Consider the following 25,358-nt stretch of genomic DNA (forward strand, 5'->3'; position numbering starts at 1 on the left):
TTCGATGTTGCTGTGAGGTTAAGTGAACTCACAGGGGCGCACAAGGGTCGCTTCCAAGATTCCTACGAGGCTTGCGAGCGCCCTCCTTTCGTATGCACCGCTTGAAGTGAGGGTGCCGATCCCTTGACACTCGGCCCTGAGTCGAATGAGCATCGAAGCGCTTCGAAAGCATTCCCGTCGATCCATCGCAAGGGGATCCCACGTGACCGCACACACGCCGCACACGCCGCCTTTTCGCGATCCGCACCTGCCCTTCGCGAAGCGCATCGACGACCTTCTGTCGCGGCTCACCCTCGAGGAGAAGATCGGGTTCCTGCACCAGTTCGTCCCCGCCGTCGAGCGGCTGGACATCCCCGCGTTCCGCACCGGCCAGGAGGCGCTGCACGGCGTGGCCTGGATGGGCCCGGCCACGGTCTTCCCGCAGGCGGTCGGTCTCGGCGCGACCTGGAACCCGGACCTGGTACGACGGGTCGGCGAGGCCGTCTCCAAGGAGATCCGCGCGATGCGCGCCCGTGACGACCGCGTGGGGCTCAACGTCTGGTCCCCGACCGTCAACCTCCTGCGCCACCCGCTGTGGGGCCGCAACGAGGAGGGCTACTCGGAGGATCCGAAGCTCACCTCGGCCATCGCCACCGCCTACACCCACGGCCTGCGCGGCGAGCACCCGACGTACTGGCGCACGGCGCCGGTCCTCAAGCACTGGCTGGCGCACAACAACGAGACGAACCGCGACACCACATCCTCCTCCGTGCGCCCCCGCGTCCTGCACGAGTACGACCTGCGTGCCTTCCGCGAGACGGTCGAGGCGGGCGCGGTGGCCGGCGTCATGCCCGCGTACAACCTGGTCAACGGCCGCCCGAACCATGTCTCGCCTCATCTGCGCGAGCACCTGCGGACCTGGACCGACGAGGATCTCCTCGTCTGCTCGGACGCGGGTGCGCCGTCCAACCTGGTCGACTCCGAGCACTACTTCGACACGCACGAGGAGGCGACGGCCGCGGCGCTGCTGGCCGGCGTCGACAGCTTCACCGACCACGGCACCGACAGCTCGACGATCACCGCGCGGGTGCGCGGGGCCCTGGAGCAGGGCCTGCTCACCGAGTCGGACATCGACACGGCCGTACGCCGCCAGCTCTCGGTGCGTTTCCGCCTCGGCGAGTTCGACCCGCGCTACGACCCGCACGCCGGCACCGGGGAATTCGACACCCCGGCCCATCGTGCGCTCGCGCAGGAGGCCGCCGAGCAGGCGGTCGTGCTGCTGAAGAACGACGGCGGTCTGCTGCCGCTCGCCGCGGACGCCCGGATCGCGGTGGTCGGCCTGCTCGCGGACGAGTGCAAGCTGGACTGGTACAGCGGCACGCTCATCCACCGGTCCACACCACTGGAGGGCCTGTACGAGCGGTTCGGCGCGGAGCGCGTGGAGTTCGCGGAGGGCGTGGACCGAGTCCGTTTCAAGACCGCTGCCGGTACGTTCCTCCATGCCCCGGCGGCGGACAGCGCCGACGACCGGGTGCGCGGCGCCGAGGGCGCCCTCGACCCGGCCACGCTCACGGGCCGCACCGATCTGCCCCCGCTGACCACCGATGCGACCGGTACCGAGTTCGCGCTCATGGAGTGGGGCGAGGGCGTGCTGACGCTGCGCGCGCCCGACGGCCGCTATCTCTCGGTCGCCGAGGACGGCTATCTGCGCGCCTCCGCCGACCAGCCCGGAGGCTGGATCGTCCAGGAGACATTCCGTCTGGAACCCCATGAGAACGGGCACCTCCTGAAGCACCTCGGTACGGGTCGCCACGTCTGCGTCGCCGCCGACGGCGTCAAGGTTGCCGAAGCGAACCCGGAAATCTTCGAGGTGATCATCACCGAACGCGGTGAGGACGCGGTGCGCAGGGCCGCCGCCGAGGCCGACGTGGTCCTGGTGGTCGCGGGCAACGATCCGCACATCAACGGCCGCGAGACCGAGGACCGTACGACCCTGCGCCTCCCCCGGCACCAGGAGCGCCTGCTGCACACCGCGCGCGCCACCAACCCGCACACGGTGCTGGCGCTGGTGTCGGCGTACCCCTACGCGTTCGACTCCGCCCGCCTCCCGGCCGTCCTGTGGACGGCGCACGGCGGCCAGGCGGCCGGCACCGCCCTGGCCAGGGTCCTCGCCGGCGACGTCTCCCCCGCCGGCCGCCTCCCGCAGACCTGGTACGCCGACGACGCCGACCTGCCCGACCTCCTCGACTACGACGTGATCGGCAGCCGCCAGACATACCTGTACTTCGAGGGCACACCCCTGTTCCCGTTCGGCCACGGCCTGTCGTACGCGTCGTTCGCGTACGCGGACCTGACGGCGAAGGCGGAGGGCGCCGCGGTGTCCGTCTCCTTCACGGTCACGAACACCGCAGCCATGGCGGCGGACGAGGTCGCCCAGCTCTATCTCCGCGCCGTGGACCCGGCTCTCCCGCGTCCGCGGCGCGAGCTGGCGGCACTCGACCGGGTGCGTCTGGAGCCGGGCGAGCGCAGGGAGCTCTCCTTCGAAGTCCCCTTGTCCGCCTTCGGCTTCTGGGATGTGCACCAGGGCCGCCGGCGCCGTGAAACGGGCCCCTACGAACTGCTGGCCGGCGCCTCCAGCGAGGATGTGCGGCTGCGTACGACGGTGACCCTCGACGGCGAGGCGTCCGCCCCGCGCCCCGTTCTGAGCCGGGGTCTCGACGCGGCCGACTTCGACGAGCAGAGCAGCGTCGAGATCGTCGACCGCACGAAGACCGCGGGCGACGCGGTGACCCCGGTGGAGGGCAGGACGGGTGAACTGGTCTACCGGGACTGCGACTTCGGGAGGGGCGTCAGCGAGGTGTCCGTGACGGTGGCGGGCGCGGGTGTGGTCGATGTGGCGCTGGACGGGGGTCCGGTGCTCGCGTCCCTGACGCCCCAGACGCCGACGCCGGGGCCGTACGACTACACGACGGTCACCGCCGGGATCCTCGCCGAGGGTGTCCGCGACGTCCACCTCAGGCTGCGCGGCCCGCTGCGGCTCGCGCATGTCGGCTTCTCCGGTTGAGGGTCCGGACGAAGCCGACGCGAAGAAGGGGCCCGGCACCGGAAGGCATCGGTGCCGGGCCTCTTCGGGGAAGCCTATATGAAAATGGTTCCCATTTGCCAGAGGGGCGCCTGGACGGGCTCTAGAGGGCGAGCCCGGTGAGGACCAGCACCCGCTCGTAGGTGTAGTCGTCCATCGCGAACTTCACGCCCTCACGGCCCACACCGGACTGCTTGGCGCCGCCGTACGGCATCTGGTCGGCGCGGTAGGAGGGGACGTCACCGATGACCACGCCACCCACCTCCAGCGCACGATGTGCCCGGAAGGCGACCTGGAGGTCGTGCGTGAACACACCCGCCTGGAGGCCGTACTTGGAGGAGTTGACGGCGGCGAAGGCCTCGGCCTCGCCGTCCACCTTCTGCACGGTCAGGACGGGCCCGAAGACCTCCTCGCAGGAGATCGTCGTGTCGGCGGGTACGTCGGTGAGGACGGTCGGCGCGTAGGAGGCGCCGTCGCGGTCGCCGCCGGTGACGAGGGTCGCCCCGGCCTCGACGGCCTCCTTGACCCACGACTCGACGCGCTTCGCGGCGTCCTCGCTGACCAGCGGGCCGACATCGGTCTTGTCGTCGCTCGGGTCGCCGGTGACCTGGGCCTCGACGGCGGCGACGATACGCGGCAGCAGCCGGTCGTAGACCGATGCGTCCGCGATGACCCGCTGCACGGAGATGCAGGACTGGCCGCCCTGGTAGTTGGAGAAGGTGGCGATGCGGGTGGCGGCCCAGTCGAGGTCGGCGTCGGAGGCGTAGTCACCGAGGACGACGGCCGCGCCGTTGCCGCCCAGCTCCAGGGTGCAGTGCTTGCGCGGCACCGAGTCCATGATCGCGTAGCCGACCTTCTCGGAGCCCGTGAAGGAGATGACCGGCAGGCGCTCGTCCTGGACCAGGGCGGGCATCTTGTCGTTGGCGACCGGGAGGATGCTCCAGGAGCCGGCCGGGAGGTCCGTCTCGGCGAGCAGGTCACCGATGATCAGGCCGGAGAGCGGGGTGGCGGGCGCCGGCTTCAGGATGATCGGCGCGCCGGCCGCGATCGCCGGGGCGACCTTGTGGGCGCACAGGTTGAGCGGGAAGTTGAAGGGCGCGATACCGAGGACGACGCCCTTGGGGAAGCGGCGGGTGAGGGCGAGACGGCCCTGGCCGCCGGCGTCGGTGTCGAGACGCTGGGCCTCGCCGCCGTTGAAGCGGCGGGCCTCCTCGGCGGCGAACCGGAAGACGGAGATGGCGCGGCCCACCTCGCCACGGGCCCACTTGATCGGCTTGCCGTTCTCGGCGGAGATCAGCTGGGCGATCTCCTCGGTGCGCTCGGCGAGCCTGCGGCTGACGTGGTCGAGGGCGACGGCGCGGACGTGGGCGGGGGTGGCCGCGAAGTCCTCGCGGACGGCGTGGGCGGCGGCGACGGCCTCCTCGACCTGGGCGTCGGTGGGCACGCTCACCGTGCCGACGAGGCGGCCGTCCCACGGGGAGGTGACGTCGAAGGTGTCCTCGCCCGTGGCCTGGCGGCCGGCGAGCCAGAAGGCGGTGGTGGAAGTCATGGGGGTTCCGGCCCTTCCCTGTTGGGGGTGCTGTACGTGGCTTCGGGGTCCACGGTAGGGCGGTGGGGGTGGGGGTGTGTTTGGCCGGGGTGTAGTGGTGGGGGCGGGCTGTGCGACGGTTTGGCGGGGTGGTGGGTGCAGCCTGCATTTTTCGCCCCCGCCGCCCCTACCCGTCCCGACCCGGGGGCCGGCCCCCGGACCCCCGCTCCTCAAACGCCGGAGGGGCTGGATTTTGGCGGAGGGGCTGAATTTTCGCCGGCGGGGCTTGATCTTTTCAGCCCGTCCTGCGTTTGAGGACGAGGCCGTTCAGGCCGAAGCGGGGGTCTGGGGGCCGGCCCCCAGGTACGGGACGGGTAGGGGCGGCGGGGGCGAAGAACTCCTCGGTGGCTACTCCGCGGACGTCGCCTTCAGCGCCAGCCACAGCTCCATCCGCACATCCGGATCGTCCAGCGACCGCCCCAGAATCTCCTCCACCCGCCGCATCCGATACCGCAACGTATGCCGGTGAACCCCCAGATCCGCAGCCGCCGCATCCCACTGCCCATGCCGCGACAACCACGCCCGGAGCGAGGCCACCAGATCCCCCCGCCCGGTCGCGTCATGCTCGTACAGCGCCCGCAGCAACCCGTCAGCGAACGCCTTCACCGCATCGTCGGCCAGCAACGGCAGCACGGATCCCGCCGCCAACTGCTCGTGCCCCACGCACACCCGCCCCCGCCGCCGGGCCACCGACAACGCCTGCTCGGCCTGCTTGTACGCCGCCGCGGCCGCGATCGGCCCCACCGGCGCCGACAGCCCGACCACCAGCTCGTCCTCCTCGCCGCCGGCGGCGTCCCGCACCGCCTCCGCCCCGCCCCGCGCGGCCTCGACCGCTGCCGCGTACTCCCCGCACGCGGTGACCGCCGCGCCCCCGTCCGCGGCCAGCACGACCAGCCGCTCCCCCTCGGGCACGACCAGCACCGCCTCCCCCGCCCGCGCGGCCGCCGACTCCATGGTCTCGGCGAGCCCGGCCAGCGGATCGCCGCCCGCGTCGGCGGTGGCGGCCCGCGCGGCCGACTCCGCGATGACCAGCCGGAAGGGGGCGTCCAGCAGCCCCCCGTACAGATGGCCCGCGACCGCCCGCGCATGGTCCGGCTCCCCCGCGAGCAGCATGCGCAGCACCGCCGCACCGATGCGCTGTTCCGCGGCGTGCAGCGACCTCGACCGTTCCGTCGTCAGCGTCAGCAGCGCGATCGCCGAGTGGACGGCGTACCGCTCCGCCGTGCCGGGCGCGGCCGCCGTCCCCACCGCGAGCGCGGCCCGCGGCCGCCTCCCCGTCCCCAGCGAGTGCAGTTCGACGCGGTCCTCGTTGTCCGGCGGGCCGACCACCGAGGACGCGGGCGCGGGCCGCTCCCGCAGCCGCTCCACGTCCGCCGTCAGCCGCGCGGCCCGCCGCCCCGCCCACTCCGGTGCCGTCGCGACGACGGCGCCCGAGGCGTCGTACAGCGCGGCCCATCCGTCGACCTGCGAGGCGAGCGCGGACAGCACCCCCTCGGGCCCGCCCGTCAGCGCCTGCTTGGTCAGTTCCCGCTGGGCGGCGAAGCCCGCGGTCACCGCCCGGTACTGGTCGGCGGCGATCTCCGCGGACACGGCCTTGCTGATGGCGAGGAAGGGCGTGCGCCGCGGCACCTCAAGCAGCGGCAGGCCCTCGCCCCCGGCCGCGTCGACCAGCGCCTTCGGGATCTCCTCGTAGTTGACCCCGACGGCGAAGCCGAGTCCGACGACTCCCGCCCCCACCAGCCGCTTCACATACCGCCGCATGGCCTGCGGATCCTCCGCGTCCAGCTTCAGCGCGGTGATCAGCAGCAGTTCCCCGCCCTCCATGTACGGCACGGGGTCGGCGAGCTCGCTGGCGTGCACCCAACGGACCGGCACGTCGAGGCGGTCCTCGCCCGCGCGCACGGTGAGTTTGAGCGCGGAGTGATGGACGAGCGAGGCGAGTGTCGGGGGCATGAGGCCTTCAGGTCAGGTTTGCGGGGATCGGGCGAACCTTTTGATCTTTTGGCCGCCTGGTATGAACGGCCTGTACCGATTCTGCCTCACTGTACGGTCACCCTGTCCTGTGAAGTCCGGACCTAACCCCTCAGATCCACCAGCAGGGGCGGCGCGTGTTCGCCCTTCACGGTCGTCAGTGACAGCACCGCATGCCCGGGCGGCACCCCGTGCGCGAGCTCGGACGCCGACCACCGCTCCCGTTCGACCTGCCGTACGGTCACGGCCCGTGCGGTGGGCGCCTTGCCGGTGATGACGCGCCGGAGCATGTGGACGGCCTTGCCGGCCGGGGTCTCGGCGATGATCTGCCGGTCGGTGACGTCCCGCGCCTCGGTCCACTCCTTGCCCCAGACCTCGGCGAAGTCCTGTCCGTCCCACGGGGTGAGCCCGGACAGCGCCATCCGGCATCCGGTGGAGCCGAGCAGCGGCCCGCGCAGCGGCCTCGGCACGTCGTCCAGGGTCCGCAGGGTCAGTACGACGCCGGCGTTCCCGGACCGCAGCCGCTGGATCCCGCGCACCGCCTCCGGGGTCACCGCCCCGGTCGCGTCGTCCAGCACCAGGCAGGCGAACAGCGAGCGGTCCTCGCGTACCGCCACGCTCGCGGTGAACTGCGCGAGCACCAGCCGCGCCAGCATCCGGGAGGCGTCCGCGTGCCCGCGCGCGGGCAGGTCGATGCGGACCCGTACCGGGTGGTCGAGGGCCTTGAGGGAGAAGGGCTTCGACTGCCCCGACGGGTCGAAGAACCCGGCAAAGGCGGGCCGGTCCAGCAGCGCCACCCGGTCCGCCAGCACCGCCGCCACATCCCCCGGGTGCCCCAACTGCCGCTCGCGAGCGTCCAGTTCCCGCAGCAGCGACTCCTGCCCGGAACCCTCCAGCGCCCTGCGCAGCTCCTCCAGCGGCCCGGGCGCGCCGTCCAGCAGCTGCCGCAGCTCCGGCACGGAGGGGAAGCGGCCGTGGACCGCCCGGAAGGGGCCGAGGAGCTGGGCGAGCACGGTCGTGGACCGGCGGCTGTCACCGCCCGGGTGCGGATCGGCGAGGTCCCCGACCAGTGCCTCGGCCAGCACGGCGGCGGCCTCGTCCGGGTCGCTCGTCCCGCCGTACAGGTCCAGGTCGTAGACGGATTCCGGGTTTCCGATCTGTACGACGACGTCGTACGCGTCGACCGGTCCGAGCCCCGCGCCCGCCGCGCCGACCACGACGACCGCGGCCCGTCCGGCGAGGGCGTGCAGACAGAGCGACTCGGCGAGCGGCCGCACCACGGTGCCGGTCTTGCCCGAGCCGGCCGGGCCGACGGCGAGCAGGGAGGTGCCGAGCAGCTCGGGGCCGAGACCGAGGCCGGCGCCGCGGTAGGCGTACGGGTTGCGGGGGTCGTCGGCGGTCGTGCCGAGCCGTACCTGCCCGGTGACCAGGTCGTGCCGGGCGATCCGGGCCGGCAGGTCGCGCTCCCCCGAGGGGTGCAGACAGGCGGCGGCGCCGTCCTTGAGCACGGCGCCGGTGAACGCGGCGAGGCTGTGCCGACCGGTCCGCACGCCCTGCCAGGCGCGCACGATCCGGGCGTGGTCGACGTCCCGCATCAGCCCGGCCCGGGCCTCCGTGGCGAGCCGCTCGGCGGCATCGGCGGCTCCGGCGGCGCGGAGCTGGGGCCACTCGGCGGGGTCCTGTTCGGGGGCGGGCGGGCGTTCGGCGCGGGGCGCCGTCCGGTTCCAGGCGGGCGGGCCGTAGCGGCGCCAGATCTCGCCCCAGCGGCCGAGCCTCCCGACACCGATCATGATGACCAGGGCGATCAGCACGTAGTAGGCGTAGACGACCACGACCGAGGCGATGCTGTGCGGCTGCGCCCAGGAGTCCGGGATCATCGCGTAGAGCGGCAGCAGCCACCAGCCGCCGAGGTAGCCGTTCCACAGCAGCGACCAGATCAGCCAGCCGACGAGGAAGGCGATCACGGCGCCGCTGACCAGCTGGCGGGCGGGGATGAGCTCGGGCTCCTCCTGAGGCCGCGGCCGATGCCCGAACCGCCACACGCCCGGCGGTGTCTCGGGGCGCGGCGCCCGCAGCCAGGTCAGGAACGCCGAGCCGTCCGGCCGCGGCGGCACGCCGGGTGCGGCCGTGGGCCTCGGCGGTACCTCCGGCGGACCTGCCGGACGCGGCACAGGATTCGCATGCGTACCCCGTGTGTCCTGCGTCCCGTCGCTGTCCATCACCCTCGCTCCCTGACCAGCCGTTCCGTCCACCGTCAGCGGTCAATCTAACGCCCCGGCACGGGGAGTTCACCGCTTACGCGGCCGGGCCCCGCACCGGCCGCCATGTCCACCGCGGACAAACCCGAACCCCCGACAGCGCCCACATGGAGCATGCCCACCCCCCTCTCCCGGTCCTAACCTGCGAGAAAAGAAGCCAAAAGTCCGCAAGGCCGCACACCCCCAGGAGCCCCTCATGAGTGCACTTCCGCAGGAGCGCCGGATCGTCACCGCCATCCCCGGCCCGAAGTCGCAGGAACTGCAGGCCCGCCGTACCGCTGCGGTCGCGCAGGGCGTGGGCTCCGTGCTGCCTGTGTTCACCGCGCGCGCGGGTGGCGGGATCATCGAGGACGTCGACGGCAACCGGCTGATCGACTTCGGTTCCGGCATCGCGGTGACCTCCGTCGGCGCGTCCGCCGAGGCCGTCGTACGCCGGGCCTCCGCGCAGCTCGCCGACTTCACCCACACCTGTTTCATGGTCACCCCGTACGAGGGCTATGTGGAGGTCGCCGAGGCCCTCGCCGAGCTCACCCCGGGTGACCACGCCAAGAAGTCCGCGCTGTTCAACAGCGGCGCCGAGGCCGTCGAGAACGCCGTCAAGATCGCCCGCGCGTACACCAAGCGCCAGGCCGTCGTCGTCTTCGACCACGGCTACCACGGCCGCACCAACCTGACGATGGCGCTGACGGCGAAGAACATGCCGTACAAGCACGGCTTCGGGCCGTTCGCGCCCGAGGTCTACCGCGTCCCGGTCGCCTACGGCTACCGCTGGCCGACCGGCCCGGAGAACGCCGGCCCCGAGGCCGCCGCGCAGGCCATCGACCAGATCAGCAAGCAGGTCGGCCCGGACAACGTCGCCGCGATCATCATCGAGCCGGTGCTCGGCGAGGGCGGCTTCATCGAGCCCGCCAAGGGCTTCCTGCCCGCGATCCGGAAGTTCGCCGCCGACAACGGCATCGTCTTCGTCGCCGACGAGATCCAGTCCGGGTTCTGCCGCACCGGTCAGTGGTTCGCGTGCGAGGACGAGGGCATCGTCCCGGATCTGATCACCACCGCCAAGGGCATCGCGGGCGGCCTGCCGCTGGCCGCCGTGACCGGCCGCGCCGAGATCATGGACGCCGCGCACGCGGGCGGCCTGGGCGGCACCTACGGCGGCAACCCGGTCGCCTGCGCCGGTGCGCTCGGCTCGATCGAGACGATGAAGGAGCTCGACCTCAACGCGAAGGCGAAGAACATCGAGGCGATCATGAAGGCCCGCCTCGGCGCCATGGCCGACAAGTTCGACATCATCGGTGACGTGCGCGGACGCGGCGCGATGATCGCGATCGAGCTCGTCAAGGACCGGGCGACCAAGGAGCCGAACCCGGAGGCGACCGCCGCGCTGGCCAAGGCCTGCCACCAGGAGGGCCTGCTGGTCCTGACCTGTGGCACCTACGGCAACGTCCTGCGTTTCCTGCCTCCGCTGGTCATCGGCGAGGACCTCCTGAACGAGGGGCTCGACATCATCGAGCAGGCCTTCGCGCGGATCTGAGCCAAGCGGAATCCCCAGCTCACGCACAGGATGCGCGTCCCATGCGCACCACCCGCCCCAGCTCTGGCATCCCTCGCGATTCCGGGGCCGGGGCGGTCGGCGTCAGGCCGTGTGAAGAACGTGTGCGAGGTGGATGGCGGGACGCGATTCCGCCTGTCTTCCGCCCACCGGCTGCCGTAGGTTCTACCCAGATGAGAGATACACCCCGCTCACAGGGGACTGTGGGCGATTTCAGGCCGTGGCCTCCCCAGCTACGACCTGGTCGTGCCCTCGCGCACACACACGGAGCTTCCGGCTCCGGATCTCCTCACCGATCGGACAGTCGCCCGCCCCAAACCCCCCGGGGTGGGCGTCGATCCGATCTGATCGGCCGCCTCGGAACTACCCCCCCTGTTCCGGGGCGGCCGACCTCCTTCCTTCTCCTTCTCGGGCTTCCCGCCCTCCTCTTCGCGCTGATCACCTGGCAGGTCGCCTCGGGCGGCCTGCTGCTGCGCGTGGACCGGCTGGTCAGCGACGCCCTCGTGCACCCGGACCGCTTCTCCGAACTCCTCGCCGACCTGGGCAACATCGGCGTCGCGGTGCCTGTGCTCGCCGTCGTCCTGGTGTACGTGGCCGGGCGGGCCCGGGCGGCCGGGACGTACCGCTGGTGGCTGCCGCCGCTCGCGGCGGCGCTGCTGATGGCGCTGGTCCCGGCCCTGGTCGTGCCCCTCAAGGAGCTGATCGCCCGCCCCGGCACCCCCGTCGAACCCCCTGGGACCGGCTACTACCCGTCCGGCCACACCGCGACGGCCGCCGTCGCCTACGGCTCGGCGACCCTCCTCCTGCTCCCCTGGCTCCGCGCGGTGTACGCCCGCCGTGTGCTGCTCGCCGCCTGCGCCGTCGTCAATCTGGCCGTCGGGTTCGGGCTGATGCGGCGCGGCTATCACTGGCCCCTGGACGTGGTGGCCAGCTGGTGTCTGTGCACGGTGCTGATCGCGTCCCTGTGGATGTTCCTGGTCCGCGTCGGCCGCGCGGGGGCCGACGCGAGCACGGTGAGTCCGAGTAGTCCGTCTTCGTAGGCCGTCTCCACAAGTCATCTGTGCAGACCTTTGGCCATCAGTGGCCCGTCAGCTGTCCTCCTCGCGCGCCAGGCCCGCAGCCGCCTCGTGCATCGCCAGTTCGAGGAGTGCGGGATCCGTGAGGGTGCCCGAGCCGTCGGGCGGGACCAGCCAGCGGACGCCGCCGGTCGAGCGGCCCGGGTACGGCACCACGATCCAGGTGCCGGCCCCTGCCGTACGAATGCCGGTGCCCAGCCAGCGGGCCGCGGTGCCCGGTGGCACGAGGAAGCCCATGCGGGCGTCCCCGAAGTCGACGAGGACCGGACCCGGCCGGTCGAGGAAGCGGGTGAGGACGTCGAGCGTGGCATAGCCGAGCCCGGCCGGAAGGATGAGTACGTCCCACGCCTTGCCCGCGGGCAGCAGCGCGATCCCCAGGGGATTGCGCTCCCACTCCCAGCGGCAGGCCTCGGGATCCGGAGCAACGGACGCCAGCCACTCGACCGCCGTTTTCGCCCCAGCCATGAGGAGACCTCCTGTCTCTCCTGGACGCTGGTCGCGTCACGGGAGAGAGGGAGGTATCCCGGCAGGCATTACGCGGGTTTTCCCTGCCTGTTTAAGTGAGCTGGATCACAATCGCCGCGGATCGGGTGCCGCTCAGCTGTCGAACCCGAGCCCGAGCCGGTCCATCGTGCGCAACCAGAGGTTGCGGCGGCCGCCGTGTGCGTCCGCGCGGGCCAGGGACCACTTGGTGAGTGCGATGCCGGTCCAGGCGAAGGGCTCGGGCGGGAAGGGCAGCGGCTTCCTGCGGACCATCTCCAGCGAGGTCCGCTCCGTGCTCTCCCCCGCCAGCAGGTCCAGCATCACCTCGGCGCCGAAGCGGGTGGCTCCCACACCGAGGCCCGTGTAGCCGGCCGCGTAGGCGACGTTGCCGTGGTGCGCGGTGCCGAAGAACGCCGAGAAACGCGAGCAGGTGTCGATGGCGCCGCCCCACGCGTGCGTGAAGCGGACACCCTCCAGCTGCGGGAAGCAGGTGAAGAAGTGCCCGGCCAGCTTGGCGTACGTCTCCGGACGGTCGTCGTACTCGCGGCGCACCCGGCCGCCGTAGTGGTGGACCGCGTCGTAACCGCCCCACAGGATGCGGTTGTCGGCGGACAGCCGGAAGTAGTGGAACTGGTTGGCGCTGTCCCCGAGGCCCTGGCGGTTCTTCCAGCCGATCGACGTCAGCTGCTCCTCGCTGAGCGGCTCGGTCATCAGCGCGTAGTCGTAGACCGGGACGGTGTAGGCCCGTACGCGCTTGATCAGGTTCGGGAAGATGTTGGTGCCGAGGGCGACCTTGCGGGCGCGGACGGAGCCGTAGGGGGTGCGTACGGCCATGCCCGCGCCGTACGGCTTCAGGGTGAGGGCGGGGGTGTGCTCGTAGATGCGGACGCCGAGGGCGAGGCAGGCGCGCTTGAGGCCCCAGGCCAGCTTCGCCGGGTGGAGCATGGCGACGCCTCGACGGTCCCAGAGGCCTGCCTGGAACGTCGGGGAGTCGACTTGTTCCCGTACCGCTTCCGCGTCCAGGAACTCGACGCCCTCGGCGAGGCCCTGGCGCTCCATCTCCTCGTACCAGTCGCGCAGTTCCCACGCCTGGTAGGTCTCGGTGGCGACGTCGATCTCGCCGGTGCGCTCGAAGTCGCAGTCGAGGGAGTGGCGGGCGACCGCCTTCTCGATCTCGTCGAGGTTGCGGGCGCCCAGCTCCTGGAGCTTGTGGATCTCGTCCGGCCAGCGGGTCAGGCCGTTGGGCAGGCCGTGGGTGAGGGAGGCGGCGCAGAAGCCGCCGTTGCGGCCCGAGGCGGCCCAGCCCGCCTCGCGGCCTTCCAGCAGGACGACATCCCGTGCGGGGTCGCGCTCCTTGGCGATGAGCGCGGTCCACAGTCCGCTGTAGCCACCGCCGACGACCAGCAGATCGCAGGTCTCGGCGCCGGTGAGGGCGGGCTCGGGGTGGGGCTTGCCGGGGTCTTCGAGCCAGTACGGGACCGGCTGTGCGTCGGAGAGAGATTTCGTCCAGCGGTTCATGGCGCTTGGGGCCATGATTTCAACTCCCTACAGGGTTTCTGCGCTTACGCCTTTTGCTTGTTGCGGCGATTTCCGATGAGCATCGAGGAAAGGACCAACAATACGGCGACGAGGAACATCGTCGTACCGATGACATTGATCTGAACGGGCGTGCCGCGCTGTGCCGAGCCCCAGACGAACATGGGGAAGGTGACGGTCGAGCCCGCGTTGAAATTGGTGATGATGAAATCGTCGAAGGACAGCGCGAAGGACAGCAGCGCACCGGCGGCGATGCCGGGGGCCGCGATGGGCAGGGTGACGCGCAGGAAGGTCTGCGCCGGTCCGGCGTAGAGGTCCTGTGCGGCCTGCTCCAGGCGCGGGTCCATGGACATCACGCGCGCCTTCACGGCGACGACGACGAAGCTGAGGCAGAACATGATGTGGGCGATGAGGATCGTCCAGAAGCCCAGCTGGGCACCCAGGTTGAGGAACAGGGTGAGCAGCGAGGCCGCCATGACGACCTCGGGCATCGCCATCGGCAGGAAGATCAGCGAGTTCACCGCGGACCGCGCGCGGAAGCGGTAGCGGACCAGCGCGAAGGCGATCATCGTGCCGAGGACGGTGGCGCCGATCGTCGCCCAGAGGGCGATCTGGAGGCTGATCGACAGCGAGCCGCACATGTCGGCGACACCGCACGGATCCTTCCAGGCGTCCGTGGAGAACTGCTGCCACTGGTAGTTGAAGCGCCCCTTCGGTTTGTTGAAGGAGAACACCGTGACAATGACGTTCGGAAGCAGAAGATATCCGAGTGTCAGCAGTCCCGCGATGACGACGAGATGGCGCTTGAGCCAGTTGAGGACGGACATTTAAACCAGATCCTCCGTCCCGGACTTGCGAATGTAGAGGGTGACCATGAGGAGAATCCCGGCCATGAGGATGAAGGAGAGGGCCGCCGCCGTCGGATAGTCCAGAATGCGCAGGAACTGGGTCTGGATGACGTTTCCGATCATGCGGGTGTCGGTCGAGCCGAGCAGTTCGGCGTTGACGTAGTCGCCGGCCGCCGGGATGAAGGTCAGCAGCGTGCCGGAGACCACGCCGGGCATCGACAGCGGGAAGGTGACCTTGCGGAAGGTGGTCCAGGGCTTGGCGTACAGGTCGCCGGCGGCCTCGTGCAGCCGCCCGTCGATGCGCTCCAGCGAGGTGTAGAGCGGCAGGATCATGAACGGCAGGAAGTTGTACGTCAGTCCGCAGACCACCGCGAGCGGGGTGGCGAGGACGCGGTCGCCGGAGGTCCAGCCGAGCCAGTTGGTGACGTCCAGGACGTGCAGCGTGTGGAGGGTGCTCACCACCGGGCCGCTGTCCGCGAGGATCGTCTTCCAGGCGAGGGTGCGGATCAGGAAGCTGGTGAAGAAGGGCGCGATCACCAGCACCATGATCAGGTTCCGCCAGCGGCCCGCGCGGAAGGCGATCAGATACGCCAGCGGGTAGCCCAGCAGCAGACACAGCACCGTGGCCGCGGCCGCGTACAGCACCGAGCGCAGGAACTGCGGCCAGTACTCGGACAGCGCGTCCCAGTAGGTGGCGAAGTGCCAGGTGACCTTGTAGCCCTCCTCCAGGGAGCCCGTCTGCACGGACGTGGAGGCCTGGTAGATCATCGGCAGCGCGAAGAAGACGATCAGCCAGAGGATGCCGGGCAGCAGAAGCCAGTACGGCACCAGGCGGCCCCGTTTGCGCGGGGGCTTCTTCTCGGGGGCGGTCGAGGAGAGAGGCGGCGGCGCCTCGGTGAGGGTCGTCATCAGGCCGTCGCCTCTTCCTCGATGCCGGCGTCGATGTCCTGGGCCGCGTCGAGGCCGAAGGTGTGGGCCGGGTTCCAGTGCAGGACGACCTCGGCGCCGGGCACCAGCCGGGCGTCGCGGTCGATGTTCTGGGCGTAGACCTCGAACTCGGGGCAGACGGGGCTGTCGATGACGTACTGAGTGGAGACGCCGATGAACGAGGAGTCGGCGATCCTGCCGGTGATCCGGTTGCGGCCCTCGGCGATCTCGCCCGCGTCGTCGGCGTGGGTGAGGGAGATCTTCTCGGGGCGGACGCCGACCAGGACCTTGCCGCCGGTCGTCGTGGGTGCGGAACATCGCGCCTCGGGCAGGACCAGCTTGCCGCCGCCCGCCTTGAGGACGATGTCGTCGCCGTTCTTGGTGTCGACCTCGGCCTCGATGAGGTTGGAGGTGCCGAGGAAGTTGGCGACGAAGGTGGTGTTCGGGTTCTCGTAGAGGTCGGTGGGCGAGCCGAGCTGCTCGACGCGGCCCGCGTTCATCACGGCGACCGTGTCGGCCATGGTCATGGCCTCCTCCTGGTCGTGCGTGACATGGATGAAGGTGATGCCGACCTCGGTCTGGATGCGCTTGAGCTCCAGCTGCATCTGGCGGCGCAGCTTGAGGTCGAGGGCGCCGAGGGGCTCGTCGAGCAGGAGCACCTTGGGGTGGTTGATCAGGGCGCGGGCCACGGCCACGCGCTGCTGCTGGCCGCCGGAGAGCTGGTGCGGCTTCTTGCGCGCCTGCTCGCCGAGCTGGACCAGCTCCAGCATGTCCTCGACCTGCTTCTTCACGCTCTTGATGCCGCGGCGGCGCAGACCGAAGGCGACGTTCTCGAAGATGTCGAGGTGCGGGAAGAGGGCGTAGGACTGGAAGACCGTGTTCACCGGCCGCTTGTACGGCGGCAGATGCGTGACCTCCTGGTCGCCCAGGTGGACGGTGCCGCCGGAGGGCTCCTCCAGGCCGGCGATCATGCGCAGGGTGGTGGTCTTGCCGCAGCCGGAGGCGCCGAGCAGGGCGAAGAAGGAGCCCTGCGGCACGGTCAGGTCGAGCGGGTGTACGGCGGTGAAGGAGCCGTAGGTCTTGCTGATGCCCGAGAGGCGGACGTCGCCGCTGTGGTCTGTCGTCATCTTCGTCACGCCCCTGTGAGCTTCGCGAACTTCTGCTGGTAGGCCGTCTCTTCCTTCGAGCTCAACGAGCGGAAGGCGTGGGACTTCGCCTGCATGGCCTGGTCGGGGAGGATCAGCGGGTTGCTCGCCGCCGACTTGTCGATCTTGGCAAGGTACGGTTTCACGTCCGCGACCGGGCTCACGTAGTTGATGTACGCGGCGAGTTCGGCGGCCGGCTCCGGCTCGTAGTAGTAGTCGATGAGCCGCTCGGCGTTGGTCTTGTGGCGTGCCCTGTTGGGGATCAGCAGGTTGTCGGTCGACGTCATGTAGCCGCTGTCGGGGATGACGTAGCCGACGTCCGGGTTGTCCGCCTGCAGCTGGACGACGTCGCCGCCCCAGGCGACACAGGCGGCGAAGTCGCCCTTGGTGAGGTCGGACGTGTAGTCGTTGCCCGTGAAGCGGCGGATCTGGCCCTTGTCGACGGCTTTCTGGAGGCGGGCGATCACCGCGTCGTAGTCGTCGTCGGTGAACTTCGCCGGGTCCTTGCCCATGTCGAGCATCGTCATGCCGACGCTGTCGCGCATCTCGGTCAGGAAGCCGACCCGGCCCTTCAGCTTGGGGTTGTCGAGCAGGTCGGAGATCGACTTCACCTCGACGCCGTCGAGCGCCTTCTTGTTGTACGCGATGACGGTCGAGATGCCCTGCCACACGTACGAGTAGGCGCGCCCCGGGTCCCAGTCGGGGCTGCGGAACTGCTCCGAGAGGTTTGCGTAGGCGTGCGGCAGGTTGGACGCGTCCAGTTTCTGGACGTAGCCGAGGCGGATCATGCGGGCGGCCAGCCAGTCGGTGAGCACGATGAGGTCGCGCCCGGTGTCCTGGCCCGCGGCGAGCTGCGGCTGGATCTTGCCGAAGAACTCGTCGTTGTCGTTGATGTCCTCGGTGTACTTGACCGTGATGCCGGTCCGTTTGCGGAACGCGTCCAGCGTCGGGTGGTGCTTGCCGCTGTCGTCCACGTCCATGTACTCGGTCCAGTTGGAGAAGTTGATCACCTTCTCCTTCGCCGAGTGGTCGTCGGCGGACACGCCGCCCTGTGTCTTGCCCGCGGCGGGAATCCCGCAGCCGCTCAGCGCCGCGAGGCCGCCGACGGTGAGTGCGCCGCCCGCGGAGGCGCGCATCAGGGACCGCCGGGTCATCGCCGCCCGGCCGTTGCTCAGACTGCGCCGTATCGCGGCCGCCACGGCCGGGGTCGGGCGGTCGGGCTCGTACTGCTCCATGCGCGTGGTGCCCTTTCGGGAGTGTGGCCGCCGGTCGTGCGGCCGGTTCGGCTAGCGGTCCCCGAAGACGGTGCGGTGCCAGTCCTTCCTGGCCACCGCCGTGTTGTCGAACATGACGTGCTTGATCTGCGTGTACTCCTCGAACGAATACGCGGACATGTCCTTGCCGAAGCCGGATGCCTTGTATCCGCCGTGCGGCATCTCGCTGATGATCGGGATGTGGTCGTTGATCCACACACACCCCGCCTTGATCTCGCGAGTGGCGCGGTTCGCCCGGTAGACGTCGCGGCTCCAGGCGGAGGCGGCGAGGCCGTACGGGGTGTCGTTGGCGAGCCTGATTCCATCGTCATCGCTGTCGAAGGGCAGGACCACCAGAACCGGTCCGAAGATCTCCGACTGGACGATCTCGCTGTCCTGGGCGGCGTCCGCCACCAGGGTGGGCCGGTAGTAGGCGCCGTGCTCGAGCTCGCCCTTGGGAGCCTCGCCGCCGGTCACCACGCGCGCGTAGGAGCGCGCCCGGTCGACGAAACCGGCGACGCGGTCGCGCTGGACGTGCGAGATCAGCGGGCCGAGGTCGGTGCCGGCGGCGAAGGGATCGCCGAGCCGGACGGCCTCCATCAGGGCGGCGGTCCGCTCGACGAACGCCTCGTAGAGCGGGCGCTGCACGTACGCGCGCGTGGCGGCCGTGCAGTCCTGCCCGGTGTTGATGAGCGCGCCCGCGACCGCGCCGTGGACGGCGGCCTCCAGATCAGCGTCGTCGAACACGACGAAGGGAGCCTTTCCGCCGAGCTCCAGGTGGAGGCGCTTGACGGTGGCGGTGGCGATCTCGGCCACCCGCTTGCCGACGGCGGTGGAGCCGGTGAAGGAGGTCATGGCCACGTCGGGATGGCCGACGAGACGCTCACCGGCCTCCTTGCCGGTACCGGTGACGATGTTGATGACACCGTCCGGGATTCCGGCATCGGTGGCGGCCTGCGCGAACAGCAGTGAGGTGAGCGGGGTGAGCTCGGCGGGCTTCAGCACGATCGTGTTGCCCGCGGCGATCGCCGGGAGGATCTTCCACGCGGCCATCTGGAGGGGGTAGTTCCAGGGCGCGATGGACCCGATGACCCCGATGGGCTCCCGTCGCACGTACGACGTGTGATCCCCGGAGTACTCGCCGGCCGACTGCCCCTGCAGATGCCGGGCGGCGCCCGCGAAGAAGGCGGTGTTGTCGATGGTGCCCGGGACGTCGAACTCGCGGGTCAGCTTCAGCGGCTTGCCGCACTGCAGGCTCTCCGCGCGGGCGAATTCCTCGGCGCGGTCGGCGAGTACGGCGGCGAAGCGGTGCAGCGCGTCGGAGCGCTCGCCGGGGGTGGCGGCGGCCCAGCCGGGGAAGGCCTCGCGCGCGGCGGCCACGGCCGCGTCGACGTCGTCGGGGCCGGCCAGTTCGTAGGTGTACACCTCCTCGCCCGTCGCCGGGTCGACGACCGCGTGCGTACGGCCGGAGGTGCCCTTCGTCAGGCGGCCCGCGACGAACTGCGCGCCGTCCGCGAGGCGGTCCTGTGCGGGGAATCGTTCCGGGGTGGCGGTGCCCGGGTTCTGCATGTCGCTCTCCTCCGCCGTCGCCCCGCGGATCCGGGGGGCGGGTGGCGTAGCTCCAGCTCGATTTGAGTGCCGATCCTGACAGAGCTATGGCACTCCTACAAGGGATTCCGTTGTTGCCTTTCGGTTACGCGACGGAATCTGTCGACCAGGTGTCGAGTGAGCCCGGAAAAGGGGGGACGGAGTGTCAGTGGTGGCTGCGAGACTCGCATGCATGGAAAGGATCACGGGGCGGATCGACTCGCGGGAAGCACTGGTCAAGGCGGTCCGCGAGGGCGAGAAGGTGAAGTACCTGCATTTCTGGGGGCACCGCGCGCGGGCTGACGGCAGGGTGGGGCAGAGCTGTCTGAGTCAGTGGTGGCCGTCGCCGTTCACGGTCGACGGGGTCACGTATGGGACGGCGGAGCACTGGATGATGGCCGCCAAGGCACGGCTGTTCTCCGACGCGGAGGCCGAGCGCCGGATTCTCGCGGCCGGGCACCCCTCGCAGGCCAAGAAGGCGGGGCGGCTCGTGCGCGGCTTCGACGAGGAGATATGGGAGCGCGAGCGCTTCGGGATCGTGGTGGACGGCAGCGTCCACAAGTTCGCCGCCCACGCGGATCTGCGGGAGTTCCTGGTGAACACCGGGGACCGGGTGCTCGTCGAGGCGAGCCCCGTGGACCGGGTGTGGGGCATCGGCCTTGCGGCGGACGACGAGGCCGCGGCCGATCCGGAGCGGTGGCGCGGGCCGAATCTATTGGGGTTCGCGCTGATGGCGGCGCGGGAGCGGTTGCGGGAGTAGTGAGCGGCCCGCCCGCGCGGCGCGGGTCGCGCGGCCGGCGTCAGCCGCCGGCCACCAGCGGTGCCGCCACCCTGGGGGCGGAGTTGTAGGAGGGGCCGTCGTCGACGTTGTCGTTGTTCCTCTCGTCGTGCACGGTTGCCACGATCGCGAAGACCAGCAGGGCGATCGTGGCGATGCCGAGGACGATGCCGACGATGCCCGTGATGAAGCCCGCCTGGGCCTGACCGCGGTTGTTGGCCTCGCCACGGTCCGCCCGCTGCTTCCCCTTGATACCGAAGACCACCGCGAGGACACCGAGGACGACGGAGACGATGCCGTAGATGCAGAACATGCAGCAGGACAGGATGCCCAGCACCAGCGCCGCGGTGCCCATGCCGTTCTGCGGGTACGGCTGCATACCGGGCCAGCCGTAGCCCTGCGGGTAGGCGGGGTAGCCGTATCCGCCGGGTGCCGCCGGGCCCTGCGGGCCGACGCCGGGGCCGGGGCCGGTGGGCGCTATCGGCGGGGGCGGTACGGCGGACTCGGACCAGCCGCCGGGGGCGGGGGGCGCGCCGGGCGGGGCGTAGCCGGGGGCGCCGAATGCGGGCGGGGCGAAGCCGTCGGACGGCACGGACGTCACCGTGGCCTGGTCATGTACCTGAGGCGGCTGCACCGGGGGCTGCTCGGGTGCGGGCTGCTGCCCGCCCTTCTCCAGCGACGTCTTGCGCTCCGGCGGCGCCCACGGGTCGTGTTCCGCTCCTGCGCCCCCGCGCGGCTGTGTCTGGTCCCCCACGTCCCCGTCCCCCTCGTTCGATCGTCACGCCATCGTAAAGCCTTGTCCCGGCGGCTTTGCCGCCCGGCCTACGATGATCCCGACCCACCGATCAGCCGATCACCCGCGCCCCGCCCGGCCGAGCCGCCCCGGGGCGCCGTTCCGGGGAGGAACCCTTGACCCAGCACCTGGGCGCTTTCGCCGCCGCTCCGCGCGACCTGCACGCCTTCATCGCCGGACTGCCCAAGGCCGAACTGCATGTGCACCACGTCGGCTCCGCCTCCCCCCGGATCGTCTCGGAGCTCGCCGCCCGGCACCCCGACTCCAAGGTGCCCACCGACCCCGAGGCCCTGGTCGACTACTTCACCTTCACGGACTTCGCCCACTTCATCGAGGTCTATCTCTCCGTCGTGGACCTCATCCGCACCCCGGAGGACGTACGGCTGCTGACGTACGAGGTGGCCCGGGATCTGGCCCGGCAGCAGGTGCGCTACGCGGAGCTGACCGTCACCCCGTGGTCCTCGACCCGCCGCAACATCGACGAGCGCGCCTTCATGGACGCCATCGAGGACGCCCGCAAGGCGGCGGAGGCCGAGTTCGGGACGGTGCTGCGCTGGTGCTTCGACATCCCCGGCGAGGCCGGTCTCGAGGCCGCCGAGGAGACGACGCGGCTCGCCACCGACGACCGGCTGCGGCCGGAGGGCCTGGTGTCGTTCGGGCTCGGCGGGCCCGAGATCGGGGTGGAGCGGCCGCAGTTCAAGCCGTATTTCGACCGGGCGATCGCCGCCGGGCTGCGCTCCGTGCCGCACGCCGGCGAGACCACCGGCCCGCAGACGGTGTGGGACGCGCTCACCCATCTGCGGGCCGAGCGCATCGGGCACGGCACGAACTCCTTCCAGGACCCGAAGCTCCTCGCCCACCTCGCCGAGCACCGGATCCCGCTGGAGGTCTGCCCGACCTCCAACATCGCCACGCGCGCGGTCCGCAGCCTCGACGAGCACCCGATCAAGGAGTTCGTGAAGGCCGGGATCGTCGTCACGATCAACTCCGACGATCCGCCGATGTTCGGCACCGACCTCAACAACGAGTACGCCGTCGCCGCGCGCCTGCTCAACCTCGACGCGGAGGACATCGCCGCGCTCGCCAAGAGCGCCGTCGACGCCTCCTTCCTCGACGAGCCCGGCAAGGCCGGGATCCGGGACGAGATCGACTCCTACACCTCGGCCTGGCTCGCCCCCTGACGCCCTCCAGCAGGCGGACCTCCACAATGGGGCCATGCAGAACGTGACCGCCGTGGCCCATCGCGGCGACCCCTACCGCGTCCGCGAGAACACGATCGACTCACTGCGTTCCGCGCTGCGACAGGGCGCGGACGCGGTCGAGATCGACGTGCGGCTGACCAAGGACGGCGTCCCCGTGCTGCTGCACGACGAGACGCTGAAACGGATGTGGAAGCACGAGCGGCCGCTGCGCTCGCTGTCCGCGGCCGAGCTGCGCGGTCTCACCGACGGCGGGGTGCCGACGCTCGCTCAGGCGCTGGCCGCCACCGACGGCACCCGGCTGATGCTGGACCTCCCGGGGCTGCGGGACGAGCGGGCGGCGCGCCGCATCGTGGACGCCGTACGGGAGGCGGGGGCGGCCGACCGCGTCTACTACACCGCCGACGCCACCGCGATGCTCGCCGTCCGCGCCGCCGACACGTCCGCCGAGATCGCCCTGACCTGCACGAGCGTGGCGCCGCCGCGCCCCGCGCTGCTCGCGGCGGTGAAGCCGCGCTGGCTCAACTACCGCTTCTCCCTGGTGGACCGCGACCTGGCCGCCCGTGTCCACCACGAGGGGTATCTGCTGTCCGTCTGGACCCCGGACACCCGCCGCTCCATGCGCCGCCTCATCGGCTTCGGCGTCGACTCGGTCACGACCAACCGTGTGGACGTCCTCCGTGCCCTCCGGGACGGCGGCCGACCGGCTACACCCGTGAGTGCTGGGGTACCGTCGCCGGATCGGACGGGGTCGCACGGGTGACGTACTGCGGGACGGGGGTGTCGTCCTTGCCGGTGTCACGGACCAGGCCGTAGCGGATCGCGTCCCGGCCCGGGCCGGTCGTGACGTCGTTCTCCGCCGCGTCCCAGGTGGTCGGGGAGACGAACAGGTTGTAGTCGGCGCCGCGTTCGTTCACGGTGAGGGTGACGCGACCGTCGACGTAGAAGTACTCGTTCTGCCACATCTGCTGGGTGCCGGGCGGCAGGACGTCGAAGCCGGTCGCCCTGCTGCCCATGCCGGTGGCCGTGGGGTCGGTGCTGCTGACGCGGTCGTCCATACGGCGGCCGCCGCCCGAGGCCACATGGAAGAGCCTGCCCTTCAGGCCGGTCCAGGTCGGCGGGACCAGGTTGCCGGGCCGGTACTGCGGTTCGAGCTGCCAGCGGACCAGGACATAGCCCTGGCCGGTGAGCGTCACGCCGTCGCCGCGGTGGGTCATCATGGCGTGCGCGCCGCCGGTGCTGGTGATGCCGGACGCGGGCCGGTGCGGCAGGGCGGCGGGCCGGGTGCCCGGGGCGGGCGCCTTGTCGACGGCGTCGACGACGCTGCCGTAGAGCTCGGCCTTCTGCTTCGTCACCGAAGGCGAGGGGGACGGGGACTGCGACCGGGAGGGCGTGGGCGAGGGCGTGGGTGAGGCCGACGCGGGCGGCGGGCGGTGGGTGCTCGACGCCGTGGGCGTGCTGGACGCGCGCGAGGGTGGGGTCTGCGGGATCTGTGTGACGACATAGGCGCCGCCCGCGACGATGGTCGCGCTCGCCGTGACGGCGACGGCGGGCTTGGTCAGGACGCCGAGCACTTTGGCGGACCAGCCGACGGAGGTGGTGGCCACGGCGGTCTTGCCGCCGAAGGCCAGCGAGAGCGTGAATCCGACCGGGACCGGTACGAGCGCGATCCCGGCCAGGAGCCGCTCCGCCGGTACGACGGACTCGTGAGGGTCGCCGCAGTAGGCGCAGCCCCTGATGTGCCGGGCCAGCCGCTTGCGCCAGACCGAGTCGGGCCGCCCGTCCCAGCGCCCGGTGAGCTCCCGCAGCTGCGGGCACGCCCCGTCCAGGGCGCGCACGATCCCGCGGGAGGTCTCCAGGCGCTCCTTCATCCGCTGGACGCGGACGGCGGCGTGCTGCCGGCTGATGCCGACGGCCGCGGCCAGCTCGCGCCGGGTCAGCTCCCCGGCGACCTCCAGCCACCACAGCGACAGCAGCTGCCGGTCCTCGTCGTCCAGCCAGCGCACCGCCTCCGCGACCTCGCGCCGCTGCCCCTCCAACTGGAGCCGCAGCACGGTGAGTTCGGCGAAGTCGGCGGCCTCCCGGGCGGCGCTCTCATCCAGCTTCTGAGGCGACCTGCGGCGCGCCCGGTCCCGTATCTGCCGCATGGCGATCGCCATCAGCCAGGACCGGAAGCTGTCCGGGTCGCGGAGCGAACCGAGGTTGTCGACGGCGCGCAGCATGGTCTCCTGGACGACGTCGTCGACGTCGGCATGACCGTTCAGAGCCCGCCCGACGACGTTGTAGACCAGCGGAAGCCAGCCCGCGACGAGCTCGTCCAATGCCTGCCGGTCACCGGCCTGTGCTGCCGCGATGGTGGAGCGCCACTGCCGCCCGGGCCCCTCTTCCACGTACGTCCTCTCCACCGTCACTCGCCGCTCACAGGCACCTTCTCAGCCATACCCGTGGTGTTGGCTATGTCGCAGATCACAGGCATGGGGGCTCCTGTACGTGGGGGAAGTGGGGGACGGAATGGGAGACGAGGTGAAGGCGCTCCCGATAACAGTTTTTCGCGGAGGAAGACCCGCCTCGCCCGCGGCGGGAGGGCAGGACGCCGCGGGCGAGGTTTCCGGCGGGATCAGGTTCCCCCCGGTGCAATGGTCCGAAATGCGCTGATTTCGTTACAACTGGGCGATTACGGGCCATTTGATGGTCACGCTATGCCTGTTGATCACGGCCCTGGTCGGAAGACCGGTGGTGCACAGGTCAAGTGAGGCGCTGTTCCAGAGGATCCGGCTGCCCCAGCACGCCGGGACGGGAGGGCCGCCTGCGGCTGCGACGCTGCCGTCACAGGGGCCGATACCTACCGGGTCTACCGCCGGGCTGACAGCGACGACGGCATACCGCTACGAGGTCTCGACCGTGTCCGCCGGGGTCGAGTCGCCGCGCTCGGCCCCGGTCGACGTGGTCACCCAGCGGCAGGACCCCCCATCGGGACCGTCGGCGCCGACGAACCTCAAAGCGAGAAGAGTACGGACCCGTGCTTCGTACCCGGACCTTCGTCCCGGCGAACGGCAACAAGGAGTACGACGGCGACGGCGCGGCAGCGCGGAACCTCTGGGCGCCGAACAACCAGCGCTGGTACAGCTATGAGTGGGGCGACCTCCACGTCCTCGTGGTCGACAGCGAGCAGCCCTTGACCGCCGGCTCCCCGCAACGCGCGTTCACCTGCTGACCCACCCGGATCGCCTGCGCTGCCACTTGGCGGCGCAGGCGATCGCCATCAGCCAGGACCGGAAGCTGTCCGGGTCGCGGAGCGAACCGAGG

The 25,358-nt window shown here is 71.0% G+C and carries 18 protein-coding genes and 1 pseudogene; 7 read left to right on the plus strand and 12 right to left on the minus strand.

Translation table 11 applies throughout. From position 1 onward, the window contains the following. Positions 1–202: 202 nt before the first annotated feature. Positions 203–3,043 (plus strand): glycoside hydrolase family 3 C-terminal domain-containing protein, encoded by a 2,841-nt coding sequence (locus ACWC1K_RS28780; protein ID WP_450835555.1) that lies wholly within the window; start codon positions 203–205, stop codon positions 3,041–3,043. Positions 3,044–3,164: 121 nt separating this feature from the next. Here ACWC1K_RS28780 and ACWC1K_RS28785 read toward each other — a convergent pair whose 3' ends face one another. From ACWC1K_RS28785 to ACWC1K_RS28795, 3 genes are all read right to left on the minus strand, one after another. After that, entirely contained in the window at positions 3,165–4,610 is a 1,446-nt protein-coding gene (locus ACWC1K_RS28785) for an aldehyde dehydrogenase family protein (protein WP_450835557.1), read from the minus strand. 387 nt (positions 4,611–4,997) lie between these two features. Continuing rightward, positions 4,998–6,602 (minus strand): PucR family transcriptional regulator, encoded by a 1,605-nt coding sequence (locus ACWC1K_RS28790; RefSeq protein ID WP_450835559.1) that lies wholly within the window; start codon positions 6,600–6,602, stop codon positions 4,998–5,000. Positions 6,603–6,724: 122 nt separating this feature from the next. Next, positions 6,725–8,839, minus strand: a complete 2,115-nt coding sequence (locus tag ACWC1K_RS28795) for an ATP-binding protein (RefSeq protein WP_450835561.1) — start codon at positions 8,837–8,839, stop codon at positions 6,725–6,727. 235 nt (positions 8,840–9,074) lie between these two features. Here ACWC1K_RS28795 and gabT point away from each other — a divergent pair, with 235 nt between their 5' ends. Both gabT and ACWC1K_RS28805 read left to right on the plus strand, forming a co-directional pair. Next, the gene (gene gabT / locus ACWC1K_RS28800; protein WP_450835563.1) at positions 9,075–10,409 is read left to right on the plus strand and encodes a 4-aminobutyrate--2-oxoglutarate transaminase; all 1,335 of its coding nucleotides are present in this window, start codon (positions 9,075–9,077) and stop codon (positions 10,407–10,409) included. 221 nt (positions 10,410–10,630) lie between these two features. Beyond that, entirely contained in the window at positions 10,631–11,467 is an 837-nt protein-coding gene (locus tag ACWC1K_RS28805) for a phosphatase PAP2 family protein (protein WP_450835564.1), read from the plus strand. Positions 11,468–11,515: 48 nt separating this feature from the next. Here ACWC1K_RS28805 and ACWC1K_RS28810 read toward each other — a convergent pair whose 3' ends face one another. From ACWC1K_RS28810 to ACWC1K_RS28840, 7 genes are all read right to left on the minus strand, one after another. Continuing rightward, positions 11,516–11,968 carry a hypothetical protein gene (locus ACWC1K_RS28810; protein WP_450835566.1) on the minus strand — a complete coding sequence of 151 codons (453 nt, stop codon included), beginning with the start codon at positions 11,966–11,968 and terminating at the stop codon, positions 11,516–11,518. 132 nt (positions 11,969–12,100) lie between these two features. Beyond that, complete coding sequence (locus tag ACWC1K_RS28815) at positions 12,101–13,519, minus strand: NAD(P)/FAD-dependent oxidoreductase (RefSeq protein ID WP_450835568.1); 1,419 nt, start codon at positions 13,517–13,519, stop codon at positions 12,101–12,103. A 29-nt stretch (positions 13,520–13,548) separates the two neighbouring features. Further along, positions 13,549–14,349, minus strand: a complete 801-nt coding sequence (locus tag ACWC1K_RS28820) for an ABC transporter permease (protein WP_450835569.1) — start codon at positions 14,347–14,349, stop codon at positions 13,549–13,551. Further along, positions 14,350–15,279 (minus strand): ABC transporter permease, encoded by a 930-nt coding sequence (locus tag ACWC1K_RS28825; RefSeq protein WP_450835570.1) that lies wholly within the window; start codon positions 15,277–15,279, stop codon positions 14,350–14,352. It lies immediately after the preceding gene. Next, positions 15,279–16,424 (minus strand): ABC transporter ATP-binding protein, encoded by a 1,146-nt coding sequence (locus tag ACWC1K_RS28830; protein ID WP_450835572.1) that lies wholly within the window; start codon positions 16,422–16,424, stop codon positions 15,279–15,281. Before ACWC1K_RS28830 ends, ACWC1K_RS28825 begins: the two co-directional genes overlap by 1 nt. 5 nt (positions 16,425–16,429) lie before the next feature. Beyond that, entirely contained in the window at positions 16,430–17,677 is a 1,248-nt protein-coding gene (locus tag ACWC1K_RS28835; RefSeq protein ID WP_450835574.1) for an ABC transporter substrate-binding protein, read from the minus strand. A 51-nt stretch (positions 17,678–17,728) separates the two neighbouring features. Then, a complete protein-coding gene (locus ACWC1K_RS28840) occupies positions 17,729–19,264 on the minus strand; it encodes a gamma-aminobutyraldehyde dehydrogenase (RefSeq protein ID WP_450835576.1) in 1,536 nt (511 codons plus the stop codon). A 211-nt stretch (positions 19,265–19,475) separates the two neighbouring features. Between ACWC1K_RS28840 and ACWC1K_RS28845 the strand changes: the two genes are divergently transcribed. Then, on the plus strand, positions 19,476–20,042 hold the full coding sequence (locus tag ACWC1K_RS28845; RefSeq protein ID WP_450835578.1) for an NADAR family protein: 567 nt from the start codon (positions 19,476–19,478) through the stop codon (positions 20,040–20,042). A gap of 40 nt (positions 20,043–20,082) precedes the next feature. On the opposite strand, the gene ACWC1K_RS28850 is transcribed toward ACWC1K_RS28845, so the two are convergent. After that, the gene (locus ACWC1K_RS28850; RefSeq protein WP_450835580.1) at positions 20,083–20,814 is read right to left on the minus strand and encodes a DUF4190 domain-containing protein; all 732 of its coding nucleotides are present in this window, start codon (positions 20,812–20,814) and stop codon (positions 20,083–20,085) included. Between the two features lie 42 nt (positions 20,815–20,856). Between ACWC1K_RS28850 and ACWC1K_RS28855 the strand changes: the two are divergent. Further along, positions 20,857–22,034 (plus strand): annotated as a pseudogene (locus ACWC1K_RS28855) (adenosine deaminase). Positions 22,035–22,068: 34 nt separating this feature from the next. Further along, a complete protein-coding gene (locus ACWC1K_RS28860) occupies positions 22,069–22,815 on the plus strand; it encodes a glycerophosphodiester phosphodiesterase (protein WP_450835582.1) in 747 nt (248 codons plus the stop codon). Here ACWC1K_RS28860 and ACWC1K_RS28865 read toward each other — a convergent pair. Beyond that, the gene (locus ACWC1K_RS28865; RefSeq protein WP_450835584.1) at positions 22,760–24,463 is read right to left on the minus strand and encodes an RNA polymerase sigma factor; all 1,704 of its coding nucleotides are present in this window, start codon (positions 24,461–24,463) and stop codon (positions 22,760–22,762) included. The genes ACWC1K_RS28860 and ACWC1K_RS28865 overlap by 56 nt on opposite strands. A gap of 608 nt (positions 24,464–25,071) precedes the next feature. On the opposite strand from ACWC1K_RS28865, the gene ACWC1K_RS28870 reads away from it, so the two are divergent. Continuing rightward, the gene (locus ACWC1K_RS28870) at positions 25,072–25,266 is read left to right on the plus strand and encodes a hypothetical protein (RefSeq protein ID WP_450835586.1); all 195 of its coding nucleotides are present in this window, start codon (positions 25,072–25,074) and stop codon (positions 25,264–25,266) included. Positions 25,267–25,358 lie beyond the last annotated feature (92 nt).

Source organism: Streptomyces sp. NPDC001492 (assembly GCF_053597275.1).